Origin of the sequence: Citrobacter sp. wls826, from assembly GCF_005281245.1 — a bacterium.
GTDB lineage: Bacteria > Pseudomonadota > Gammaproteobacteria > Enterobacterales > Enterobacteriaceae > Citrobacter > Citrobacter braakii.
The window spans coordinates 81903-93167 of the sequence record NZ_SZWS01000053.1 but is presented as its reverse complement, the minus strand read 5'-3'; the positions used below and the strand labels follow the sequence as shown (position 1 = coordinate 93167).

General features: G+C 51.2%; 10 protein-coding genes and 1 pseudogene. 6 read left to right on the top strand and 5 right to left on the bottom strand.

Annotated features, from left to right (window positions below; genetic code table 11):
* The 3 genes and pseudogenes from sgbH to araD all read left to right on the top strand — a co-directional run.
* Positions 1-136 (top strand): annotated as a pseudogene (sgbH, locus tag FDW87_RS12905) (3-keto-L-gulonate-6-phosphate decarboxylase); the annotation flags it as partial.
* A complete protein-coding gene (locus FDW87_RS12900) occupies positions 129-989 on the top strand; it encodes an L-ribulose-5-phosphate 3-epimerase (RefSeq protein ID WP_049271760.1) in 861 nt (286 codons plus the stop codon). The pseudogene sgbH and the gene FDW87_RS12900, both read left to right, overlap by 8 nt.
* Positions 983-1678 (top strand): L-ribulose-5-phosphate 4-epimerase, encoded by a 696-nt coding sequence (gene araD, locus FDW87_RS12895; protein ID WP_049271758.1) that lies wholly within the window; start codon positions 983-985, stop codon positions 1676-1678. Before FDW87_RS12900 ends, araD begins: the two co-directional genes overlap by 7 nt.
* A 4-nt stretch (positions 1679-1682) precedes the next feature.
* On the opposite strand, the gene FDW87_RS12890 is transcribed toward araD, so the two are convergent.
* Positions 1683-2498, bottom strand: coding sequence for a helix-turn-helix domain-containing protein (locus tag FDW87_RS12890; protein WP_047415836.1), 816 nt, complete (start codon positions 2496-2498; stop codon positions 1683-1685).
* A gap of 253 nt (positions 2499-2751) precedes the next feature.
* On the opposite strand from FDW87_RS12890, the gene FDW87_RS12885 reads away from it, so the two are divergent.
* Together FDW87_RS12885 and FDW87_RS12880 are read left to right on the top strand one after the other, a co-directional pair.
* Positions 2752-4152 (top strand): MFS transporter, encoded by a 1401-nt coding sequence (locus FDW87_RS12885; RefSeq protein WP_047415834.1) that lies wholly within the window; start codon positions 2752-2754, stop codon positions 4150-4152.
* Between the two features lie 10 nt (positions 4153-4162).
* Positions 4163-6115 (top strand): glycoside hydrolase family 127 protein, encoded by a 1953-nt coding sequence (locus FDW87_RS12880; RefSeq protein ID WP_049271757.1) that lies wholly within the window; start codon positions 4163-4165, stop codon positions 6113-6115.
* 95 nt (positions 6116-6210) lie between these two features.
* Here FDW87_RS12880 and FDW87_RS12875 read toward each other — a convergent pair whose 3' ends face one another.
* A complete protein-coding gene (locus tag FDW87_RS12875; RefSeq protein ID WP_016154944.1) occupies positions 6211-6951 on the bottom strand; it encodes a MipA/OmpV family protein in 741 nt (246 codons plus the stop codon).
* A gap of 121 nt (positions 6952-7072) precedes the next feature.
* Here FDW87_RS12875 and FDW87_RS12870 point away from each other — a divergent pair, with 121 nt between their 5' ends.
* Positions 7073-8026, top strand: a complete 954-nt coding sequence (locus tag FDW87_RS12870) for a LysR family transcriptional regulator (protein ID WP_137379818.1) — start codon at positions 7073-7075, stop codon at positions 8024-8026.
* A 48-nt stretch (positions 8027-8074) separates the two neighbouring features.
* Here FDW87_RS12870 and FDW87_RS12865 read toward each other — a convergent pair whose 3' ends face one another.
* From FDW87_RS12865 to aldB, 3 genes are all read right to left on the bottom strand, one after another.
* On the bottom strand, positions 8075-9211 hold the full coding sequence (locus tag FDW87_RS12865; RefSeq protein ID WP_016154946.1) for an HlyD family secretion protein: 1137 nt from the start codon (positions 9209-9211) through the stop codon (positions 8075-8077).
* Positions 9212-9216: 5 nt separating this feature from the next.
* Positions 9217-9540 carry a DUF3302 domain-containing protein gene (locus FDW87_RS12860; protein WP_016154947.1) on the bottom strand — a complete coding sequence of 108 codons (324 nt, stop codon included), beginning with the start codon at positions 9538-9540 and terminating at the stop codon, positions 9217-9219.
* A 184-nt stretch (positions 9541-9724) separates the two neighbouring features.
* Positions 9725-11263 carry an aldehyde dehydrogenase AldB gene (aldB, locus tag FDW87_RS12855; RefSeq protein WP_019078065.1) on the bottom strand — a complete coding sequence of 513 codons (1539 nt, stop codon included), beginning with the start codon at positions 11261-11263 and terminating at the stop codon, positions 9725-9727.
* Between the last annotated feature and the right edge of the window lie 2 nt (positions 11264-11265).

Here is an 11265-nt window from a genome sequence, read left to right as displayed (position 1 = left end):
CCTGCCGCTGTTTCGCGATATCAACGTCAAAGCCTTTATCGCCGGACGCGCGCTGGCTGGGGCTCAAAACCCAACGCAGGTTGCCGCTGAATTCCATGCGCAAATCGACGCCATCTGGGGAGCACAGTATGCGTAATCATCCGTTAGGTATCTATGAAAAAGCGCTGGCGAAAGACCTCTCCTGGCCGGAGCGTTTGGTGCTGGCGAAAAGCTGCGGTTTTGATTTCGTCGAGATGTCGGTGGATGAAACCGATGAACGTCTGTCGCGTCTCGACTGGAGCCCCGCTCAGCGCGCATCACTGGTGAGCGCGATGCTGGAAACCGGCGTGGCAATCCCCTCAATGTGCCTGTCCGCCCACCGCCGTTTTCCCTTTGGCAGCCGCGATGAATCAGTCCGCGTTCGGGCGCGCGACATCATGACCAAAGCCATTCGTCTGGCGCGCGATCTCGGTATTCGCACCATTCAACTGGCAGGTTACGACGTCTATTACGAGGAACATGACGAAGGTACGCAACAGCGCTTTGCCGAAGGGGTGGCATGGGCAGTCAAGCAAGCCGCCGCCGCGCAGGTCATGCTGGCGGTAGAAATTATGGATACCGCTTTTATGAACTCGATTAGCAAGTGGAAAAAGTGGGACGAAATGCTGTCATCGCCGTGGTTCACCGTCTATCCGGACGTAGGCAATCTCAGCGCCTGGGGAAATGACGTCACTGCCGAATTGACGCTGGGCATCGACCGTATCGCCGCTATCCACCTGAAAGACACGCTACCGGTAACCGAAACCCATCCGGGCCAGTTTCGCGATGTGCCTTTTGGCGAAGGGTGCGTGGACTTTGTCGGTATCTTCAAAACGCTGCATGAGCTGAACTATCGCGGATCGTTTCTGATTGAAATGTGGACTGAAAAAGCGAATGAGCCGGTACTGGAAATTATCCAGGCGCGACGCTGGATAGAAGCACGTATGCAGGAAGGAGGATTTCCATGTTAGAACAACTGAAGGCCGAGGTGCTGGCGGCCAATCTGGCGCTTCCGGCTCATGGTTTAGTCACCTTTACCTGGGGTAACGTCAGCGCGGTGGATGAAACGCGTAAGCTGATGGTGATTAAGCCGTCCGGCGTGGAATATGACGTGATGGCCGCCGACGATATGGTGGTGGTGGATATTGCCAGCGGCAATGTGGTTGAAGGTAGTAAAAAACCCTCCTCAGACACGCCAACCCATCTGGCGCTGTACCGTCGCTACCCTGAAATCGGTGGGATCGTCCACACCCATTCACGCCACGCGACGATCTGGTCACAGGCGGGTCTTGATCTCCCGGCATGGGGTACCACACATGCCGATTATTTCTATGGTTCTATTCCGTGTACTCGTCTGATGACCGTTGAGGAGATTAACGGCGAATATGAATATCAAACCGGTGAGGTCATTATTCAGACCTTTGAGCAACGCGATCTTAATCCGCTGCATGTTCCGGCGGTATTAGTGCATTCACACGGTCCGTTCGCCTGGGGTAAAGATGCCGCAGACGCCGTACATAACGCCGTGGTGCTCGAAGAGTGCGCCTATATGGGGCTGTTCTCGCGCCAGTTAGCCCCTCAGTTGCCGGATATGCAGTCGGAGTTGCTGGATAAACACTATCTGCGCAAACACGGTGTGAACGCGTATTACGGGCAGTAACGGGTCAGGCGCTATTAATATGCTCTTTGCAATAGCGCCGTTTCCACGCTGCGGGTGTCAGGCTGGTATGCTTGCGAAAGATTTTGCGAAAGTAACCCACATCATTAAATCCACATTTTATCGCCACTTCGGTAAGCGACAGCGAGCCACTGATCAACAGTTTTTCTGCCGCTCTTACCCGCTGGCGATGCAATGCTTCAGTTAGCGTCAGCCTGAAAGCGCTACGGAATACACGCCCCAGATAATCCGCATTGCAATGCAGCTCTTTCGCCAGAGTTGAAGCACTAATCGGCAGGTGGAACTGGGTGTGGATTATTTGTTGCGCTTTCCATGCCAGCGCATTACCGGGGCTATCTGCGGGTTGCTCGCTAGCCGCCGCGGAGATTTGCTGCAAAATCAGCAGTAGGATCAGTTCCAACGCAACGCTGCGATGAATATTTTCCTGCTCGCGTAAGAACTGCCGAAACAGCGAAATAATATATTGTGGCTCGCTAACCCGGGCATGCTGAGGAATCGCAAGCAACGGTTCTGTAAGTGAAGCATCGTTTTCTGCTGTCACCTCAAAGTGCAACCAGTAAAATTTCAAATCAGCCGGAAATTGTCCCACACCAATATGCAAACGCTGCGGCCATAGCAACAAACTTTCTCCAGCATTCACACAAAAAACGGTCTGGCCTTCGCGAATCGTTAATGTCCCTTTTTCGACAAAGATGATTTCCCAGGATTGCAATTGCCGCGCCGGATGGCTTCCCACGCCTCGGGAAATAAATAGCCCACCATTTTGCACTTTAATCGGAAGAGACATGGATAATTCGAGCATATATATTCAAATTCCCGCTTTTTTGCATTATTTAAACTACTCTTTATCATTGATTATTCACGATAAAACTGCTTTTCGCTGGATCGAAATCACATTTTTATAATGAAGTCGGAATTGTCATCTTTTTATACTTTTCTCTTCCCTTGTTGACCCTAACATTTCGTGCAGAATAAATAACGTACTTTGCAAATTACAAACAAATAACCCGCAACGTAGCGGGGTACTTTCTGAAAATCCTCTCCGGGAGTTATTTATGACTTCGGCTCCGATTACGACATCTGATTTGGCACAGCGTGCCCAGGACGACAAATTATCCCTGCGTGAAAAAATTGGCTACGGCCTGGGCGATGCAGGCGGGACGGTAATTACCTGTCTGATCATGAACTTTCTGACATTTTTCTACACCGATGTCTTCGGGTTAACGCCCGCGCTGGTCGGCACATTGTTTATTGCCCTGCGCGTATTTGATGCTATTTCCGATCCGATAATGGGCATACTTGCCGACCGCACGCAAAGCCGCTGGGGGCGTTTTCGCCCATGGCAGCTGTGGGTGGCAATTCCCATTGGCATCATTGGCGTACTCACGTTTACCGTCCCTGACGCCAGCATGAGCGTAAAAATCGCCTGGGCATTCGGCACCTATCTGTTGCTCTCCGTCGGCTATACCGCCATTAACGTGCCGTACTGTGCGTTGATCAACACCATGACCACCCGCCACAATGAAGTGATCGCCTGCCAGTCCTGGCGCTTTGTGTTGTGCGGCGTGGCGGGATTCCTTGTCTCCGTCGGCCTGCCGTGGATGGTGGATATTCTGGGTCAGGGCAACGCCGCGCAGGGTTATCAGTTCGGCGTGGGCATCCTGTGCGCCATCGCAGTGGTGATGTTCCTGTGCTGTTTCTTCTGGGTTCGCGAGCGTGTGCCGCTGGCGATGATGGGAAAATTTACCCTGCGCGAACACATTGGCGGGCTGCGCAAAAATGACCAGTTGCTGCTGATGCTGGTGATGTCTTTCCTGCTGATTAACGTCTTCAATATTCGCGGCGGCGGGTACATGTACTTCATTACCTACGTGCTGGAGGGCAGCACCGCTTACACGTCGCTGTTTTTCACCATGGTCACCTTCGCGTCCATCATCGGTTCAGTGGTTGTCAGCCCGCTGACCCGCCGCATTGATACCGTCAAACTCTATTACTACACCAACGTGGTGCTGGCAGCCCTGGCAGTGATGATGTGGTTCCTGCCGACCGGTTCGGCTTATCAGACATTATGGCTGGCGGTTATTCTCGGCAACGGCATTATTTTAGGCTTCACGCTGCCGCTGCACTTCTCGCTGATGGCCTTTGCCGACGATTACGGCGAGTGGAAAACCGGCGTGCGTTCCTCCGGCATGAATTTCGCCTTCAACCTGTTTTTCATCAAGCTGGCCTGGGCCTCAAGCGCGGGGATCATCAGCCTGTTGTTTATTTTTGTCGCCTATCAGCCAGGCGCTGGCAACCAAACCGCCAGTTCGCTGCAAGGGATTACGGCGATGGAAACGCTGCTGCCCGCGCTGTTCCACCTGCTGCTGGCGCTGTCTATCCGCATTTGTAAACTCAATAACCCGATGATGTCGCGCATTGCCACCGATCTGCGTCAGCGTCATGTACAGCCTTAAGGAGCATGAAATGAACGTACTGGAAGTCGACCTGCACAAGCTCACGGTCAGCGATCCGTTTCTCGGACAATATCAGCAGTTGGTGCGTGATGTGGTGCTCCCCTACCAGTGGGATGCGCTCAATGACCGCATTGCAGAGGCGGAACCAAGCCATGCGATAGAGAACTTCCGCATCGCCGCAGGGCTGCAGGATGGCGAGTTTTACGGCATGGTTTTTCAGGATAGCGATGTAGCGAAATGGCTGGAGGCCGTTGCCTGGTCGCTGTGCCAGAAACCCGATGCGGAACTTGAGAAAACCGCTGATGAGGTCATTGAACTGGTGGCTGCGGCACAGTGTGAAGATGGCTATCTCAATACTTACTTTACGGTAAAAGCCCCGGATGAACGCTGGACCAACCTCGCGGAATGCCATGAACTGTACTGCGCCGGTCATTTAATTGAAGCGGGCGTCGCATTTTTCCAGGCGACGGGTAAGCGTCGTCTGTTAGAGGTGGTGTGCCGCCTGGCGGATCACATCGACAGCGTGTTTGGTCTCGGAGAGAATCAACTGCGTGGCTACCCCGGACACCCGGAAATCGAGCTGGCCTTAATGCGCTTGTTCGAAGTGACCCAGCAACCTCGCTATATGACGCTGGTAAATTACTTTGTTGAGCAGCGCGGCGCACAGCCCCATTTCTATGACGAAGAGTATGAAAAGCGCGGCCAAACCTCTTACTGGCATACTTACGGCCCAGCATGGATGGTGAAGGATAAACCCTATAGCCAGGCACATCAGCCCATTTCAGAACAGCAAACGGCGATCGGTCATGCAGTACGTTTTGTTTATCTGATGACCGGCGTGGCGCACCTGGCGCGCTTAAGCCGGGACGAAGGCAAACGTCAGGATTGCCTGCGTCTGTGGAAAAACATGGTCCAGCGTCAGTTGTACATTACCGGCGGGATCGGCTCTCAAAGCAGCGGTGAGGCGTTTAGCAGCGATTACGATCTGCCCAACGACTCCGTGTACGCGGAAAGCTGCGCTTCAATCGGACTGATGATGTTCGCCCGCAGAATGCTGGAAATGGAGGCCGACAGCCAGTATGCCGACGTAATGGAGCGCGCCCTGTATAACACCGTACTTGGCGGCATGGCGCTGGACGGTAAACACTTTTTCTACGTAAACCCACTGGAAGTACATCCTAACTCATTAAAATTCAATCATATTTACGACCACGTAAAGCCCGTTCGCCAACGCTGGTTCGGCTGCGCCTGCTGTCCGCCAAATATCGCCCGCGTGTTAACCTCAATTGGCCATTACATCTACACGCCACGTCAGGACGCGCTGTATATCAATATGTACGTGGGCAATAGCATGGAAGTCCCCATTGCAGATGGCTCGCTCAAACTGCGCATTAGCGGAGATTATCCATGGCATGAGCAGGTAAAAATCGCCATCGAATCGCCGCAATCGGTATATCACACTCTGGCCCTGCGCCTGCCAGACTGGTGCTCCGCGCCGCAGGTTTTACTGAATGGTCAGCCGGTTGAGCAGGATATTCGCAAAGGCTATTTGCACATCAGCCGAATCTGGCAGGAGGGAGATACGCTGAGTCTGACTCTGCCGATGCCAGTGCGTCGGGTGTACGGAAATCCACTGGTGCGTCATGTTGCCGGTAAGGTCGCCATTCAACGAGGGCCGCTGGTGTATTGCCTGGAGCAGGCCGACAACGGTGAGGAGCTACATAATTTGTGGCTGCCAAAAGAGAGTGAATTCAGGGTATTCGAGGGTAAGGGGCTGTTCAGCCATAAACAGTTAATTCAGGCTGAAGGCGTGAAGCAAAGTAGCGATGACGCGACACAGCAATCCTTGTGGCACTACGATGTTTCACCGACTACGCGCCAGTCACATACCCTGACGTTTATTCCGTGGTTTAGCTGGGCGAACCGTGGTGAAGGCGAAATGCGTATCTGGGTAAACGAGTAGTAACTGAAGGTATGCCGGATGACGATGCTTCGGGTCTTATCCGGTCTACCGCATTGAAAAGATTGCCCTCCTCCCTGAGGACAAACGGGTGAGAATCAGAAACGCCAGGTCAGACCGGACATAAAGGTAAAGCTGTCATCACGGTCAACCATCGGGCTATTTTTAATATCATCTGGCAGCGCACTATAGTTGGCGCTGGCCAGCAGCGTCAGATTGCTGGTCAATGCGTATTTAGCGGACAGGCCAACATACGGTGTCCAGCTATCGCCAGGGGAGTAGCTTGATAACCCACTACGGCGGGATTCATTGCCAGAGATGCCGTAGTAATATTCGTTGAAGTTTTCGTCATAGTAGAGCACGCCAATCGCCGGCGTCAGCGTCAGCTTGCCCATCGGCATTTGGCGAAACAGAGACATTTCCCCAACCCAACCGTTGCTGTTGTCCAGCACATCCGCTGCTGCGGAGACTTTAACGCTGCCCCATTTCTCATGGTGATACCATGCAGCACCCGCCATCGCGGTTGCGTCACGCTTGTTCAGTTGCTTCATCGCTTGATCGTCGTTATCACCCGGATCAAACTCAAGCGGCATGTACGAGGCAGTAATGCTAAATTCATTACTTTCATTTTTTGAAAGAATATAACCTAACGTTGTTTGCCTAAAATAAAATGATTCACTTTCATAACTGACAAGCGGTACTGCGTGAACGTTATCATTATATCCACGATAAGGAGATTCGTTATATACAGCGCCGCCGCCAATAGAAAATTCTGCGGCAGTTGCGCTCGCCATAAATGAAAAGGCGAATAGCGCCACAATATTGCGTTTAATTAACATGCCCACATTCCATTTTAAAATAAGATACAAAACGCGTGCATAATAATGCTTACAATTTCATCGGTGCAAGATTCATATTTATATAGTAATATATACAAACATATATATATTGGGTTTGGCGATGAACAAATTACAACTCAAACACCGGGAACTGAAGATTCTTTCGGTAATTGCTGCCAGTGAAAACATCAGTCATGCCGCTACGGTTCTCGGCATCGCACAAGCCAACGTTAGTAAGTACCTTGCTGATTTTGAATCAAAAGTTGGACTAAAGGTATTTGATCGCACCACTCGACAGCTCACCCTCACGCCGTTTGGTACGGCGCTGCTTCCTTACATCAATGACATGTTGGACAGAAACGATCAGCTCAATAATTTCATTGCTGATTATAAGCACGAAAAACGTGGCCGGGTAACCGTATATGCACCGACGGGCATAATTGCTTATTTATCGCAACATGTGATCGCAAAAATTCAGGATATCGGTGGAATTAACCTCTCACTCAAAACATGTAACCTGGAACGAAAGGCATTTTTTGAAGGTGTCGACTTCCCTGAAGATTGTGATATTTTAATCACCTATGCGCATCCTAAAGATGAATCTCTGGTTGCCAGTTTCATTACCAAATATGCGGTGACGGCTTTTGCCAGCCCTGAGTATATCAAAGCACATCCTATTAGTAGCCCTGATGAACTGGAAGAACATTCCTGTATCCTGATTGATTCCATGATGATAGATGAGGCTAATATCTGGCGTTTCACTTCTGCCGGAGGCAAGGAGATGCACGATTATCGGGTGACCGGAAATTATGTCTGCGACAATACACAGTCTGCACTTGCGCTGGCACGTAACCATCTGGGCATTGTTTTTGCGCCAAATGCGAGTATCCAAAAAGATATTGAATCCGGGTCGCTGGTTCCATGTTTCTCAGAACAACATGAATGGTGGCTGGATTTGGTGGTGATTTTCCGCAAACGTGAATATCAGCCATGGCGGGTACAGTTTATTCTTGATGAGATTTTGGCAGAGCTCCGCCAGCAACTTACTCAGGCGCTGGAACAGCAGCCTGAGTAAGCGAAATTAGGGTACCAGGTTCAAAATGGTAAGCAAAATAGCCTGCGCCTAGTGATCGAGATACAGATAATGCACCCAACTGGTCATACGCAGCAGAACCTTACGCATCACTGACACATGGGTGAAGTGATCAGAATAAACCGCGACCTGCGCATAAATCCCATCAGGCAGAGCGTTCACATCCACATTATCATTCAGCTCAATCGTGGCGATCACCCCTTCCGATCCGGGCGTAGAATTTAAGGATTGCAGCGCCCCATTCGACTGGTATGTCCCCCCCGGTACGGCCGGACTGATGGCAGCCAGTTTGCCGCTGAAAACCTTACCCGGCAGGGCGTTAAACACCACTTCAGCTTCATCGCCTGGCTCCAATCGCAGCAACGAGTTTTGCCGGAACTGGGCGATAATTTGCCGTTTTTGATCCGGGATAAACACCATCACCGGACGCATAGGCAGCGCGGCGGCATAGGTTCCCGGTCGCATCAGCACCTGCGTAACGTAACCATCGCTGGGCGCGCGAACCACTGTCTGGTCCAGGTTGAACTCCGCTTCGGCTAACTGCGCTTTCAGGCTGGCAATTTGCGAATTCTCACCCTGCACCAGGCTGTCTAACTGACTCTGGATTTGCTGTTGTTCCGCAACGGAGGATTTCACCGCTGCTTCCTGCGCCAGATAGTTTTGCCGCGCCGCATCGATATCGCGTTCAGAAAAAGGATTGACCTTCGCCTGACTTCCCTGCGCATAACGCTGGTAATCTTTAGCTAGCTTGTCACGCGTAGCCTTTGCCCGCTGCGTGTTGGCTTGCATTTCGTCTAACTGTGCCACCAGCACCTGCTCTTTATGTTGTGCGGTGACAATATCAGCTTTCAGGCGATCAACTCGTGCCTGATAACGTCCCGGATTAAGTTTAAACAGTACCTCACCTTTTTTGATCAGCGTATTCTTCTTATCCGTCACTTCCGTCACGACCCCCGTGACCTGCGGCACTACGGGAATAGAAATTACTGCCTTTTGCGCCTTAAATGTATACGGATGGTTATAATTCATCAATAATATAAGCCCGCAAACAATGAATATACCGCCCAATGCTGCAGTGGGTACTGTCCATTTATTGGCAGGAATTTTAAAAATCTTAAATATTGACCATGCGCACGCCACATAGGTCAGAACGATCAATAAATCCATCGATATTACTCCGCCGGAGAGGTCTTCGCCTCACCCAGTTTCTTTTCCAGATCGGCAACCCTGGCCTGCAACTGGATCAGGGAAGAATCCGCGCTTTGCATACCCCACCCGCGTTCCGGGCGATAAAGCGTTGCCCAGATCCATAAAAAGGGCCACATGACATGTAAGGTAAACAAACTCACCCAGCCTGCGACATGTATTGCGTCAGCATGAGGATGGTTACGTTTCTTTGCAATGAGATAGGGAATATCATGCAGAATAATAATCCCGTAAAAAATGACCAGGAATACAAAAATAAGCACTCCTAATGCAAAATAATTAAGGAACATATTTGCCTCAGGGATTTAAATTAAAAATTCGGCTGCAATTTGATTTACACAATAGAGTTGATAATAGTAGTGGAATGACCAGATTGGATGCAATCGTCTTATTTATATAACGATATATGGGTTTATATATAACTGCAGAATAAAGATATGCCCGGCGCAAAACCGGGCAATAAGTGATGAGAAATTAAAATAGTCCCAGCGGTTTATCCGAGTAGCTCACCAGCAGACATTTGGTTTGCTGATAATGCTCGAGCATCATCTTATGCGTCTCGCGCCCGATGCCCGACTGCTTATAGCCACCGAATGCCGCATGGGCGGGGTAAGCATGGTAACAGTTGGTCCAAACACGCCCCGCCTGAATCCCACGGCCCATCTTGTACGCCAGATTTCCGTTACGGCTCCAGACACCAGCGCCAAGCCCATATTGGGTGTCATTGGCGATTTCCAGCGCCTCTTCCATGGTTTTAAAGGTCGTTACGGCCAGCACGGGCCCGAAGATCTCTTCCTGGAAAACCCGCATGTTGTTCTTGCCAAACAGAATGGTTGGTTCGAGGTAATAACCTTCTTTTAAGTCACCATCCAGTTGCTTGCGCCGCCCGCCGGTGAGAACATCAGCCCCTTCTTTCTTACCAATATCGATGTAATTCAAAATGGTTTCCAGTTGACCATGCGAGACCTGTGCACCCATTTGCGTCACGCTGTCTAACGGGTTGCCGCTGCGAATACTCTCCACCCGGCGAATAGCTCTTTCCATAAAACGTTCGTAAATAGATTCCTGTACTAACGCACGGCTCGGACAGGTACACACTTCACCCTGATTGAAGGCAAACAGCGCGAAACCTTCCAGCGCTTTGTCAAAAAAAGCATCCTCTTCATCCATCACATCAGCGAAGAAGATATTGGGCGATTTCCCACCCAGCTCCAGCGTGACGGGAATAATGTTCTGCGTGGCGTATTGCATGATCTGCTGCCCAACTTCCGTTGAGCCGGTAAACGCCACTTTCGCAATGCGTTTAGACGTCGCCAGATACTCACCGATTTCCCCACCCGCACCGTTTACCACGTTTACCACGCCTGGCGGGAGCAGATCGCCGATGACTTCCATCAGCAACAGCACGGACAGCGGCGTGAGGCGCGCGGGTTTAAGTACGACGCAGTTACCCGCCGCCAGCGCGGGCGCCATCTTCCAGCTGGCCATCAGCAGCGGGAAGTTCCACGGGATAATTTGCCCTACCACGCCAAGAGGTTCATGGAAGTGATAAGCCACGGTCTCGCTATCAACCTCGCTTATACCCCCTTCCTGCGCACGAATACAGGAAGCGAAATAGCGGAAATGGTCAATCGCCAGCGGAACATCTGCCGCGCTGGTTTCGCGGATGGGCTTACCGTTATCCCAGGTTTCTGCCGTCGCCAGCAGTTCCAGGTTTTGCTCCATACGATCGGCGATTTTGAACAGTATCGCTGCCCTGTCCTGCACGGATGTCTGTGCCCACTTGTCTTTTACTTTGTGCGCGGCATCCAGTGCCAGATCGATATCCTTTTTGCCGGAAGAGGCCACTTCGCACAGTAATTGCCCGGTTACCGGCGTCAGGTTTTGGTAATACTCGCCGTCCACCGGGGCAACCCAGTCACCGCCGATAAAGTTATCGTATCGGGCTTTTAACTTCAGAGGGTAACCATACTCGCCGGGATAAATACGCGTTGAAGGGGGGTTATTGGTCATGA

What these genes read in the sequence shown, in the direction of transcription:
- FDW87_RS12900 (WP_049271760.1), top strand. Translation starts at nt 129, where the DNA reads ATGCGTAATCATCCGTTAGGTATCTATGAAAAAGCGCTGGCGAAAGAC.
- araD (WP_049271758.1), top strand. Translation starts at nt 983, where the DNA reads ATGTTAGAACAACTGAAGGCCGAGGTGCTGGCGGCCAATCTGGCGCTT.
- FDW87_RS12890 (WP_047415836.1), bottom strand. Translation starts at nt 2,498, where the DNA reads ATGCTCGAATTATCCATGTCTCTTCCGATTAAAGTGCAAAATGGTGGG.
- FDW87_RS12885 (WP_047415834.1), top strand. Translation starts at nt 2,752, where the DNA reads ATGACTTCGGCTCCGATTACGACATCTGATTTGGCACAGCGTGCCCAG.
- FDW87_RS12880 (WP_049271757.1), top strand. Translation starts at nt 4,163, where the DNA reads ATGAACGTACTGGAAGTCGACCTGCACAAGCTCACGGTCAGCGATCCG.
- FDW87_RS12875 (WP_016154944.1), bottom strand. Translation starts at nt 6,951, where the DNA reads ATGTTAATTAAACGCAATATTGTGGCGCTATTCGCCTTTTCATTTATG.
- FDW87_RS12870 (WP_137379818.1), top strand. Translation starts at nt 7,073, where the DNA reads ATGAACAAATTACAACTCAAACACCGGGAACTGAAGATTCTTTCGGTA.
- FDW87_RS12865 (WP_016154946.1), bottom strand. Translation starts at nt 9,211, where the DNA reads ATGGATTTATTGATCGTTCTGACCTATGTGGCGTGCGCATGGTCAATA.
- FDW87_RS12860 (WP_016154947.1), bottom strand. Translation starts at nt 9,540, where the DNA reads ATGTTCCTTAATTATTTTGCATTAGGAGTGCTTATTTTTGTATTCCTG.
- aldB (WP_019078065.1), bottom strand. Translation starts at nt 11,263, where the DNA reads ATGACCAATAACCCCCCTTCAACGCGTATTTATCCCGGCGAGTATGGT.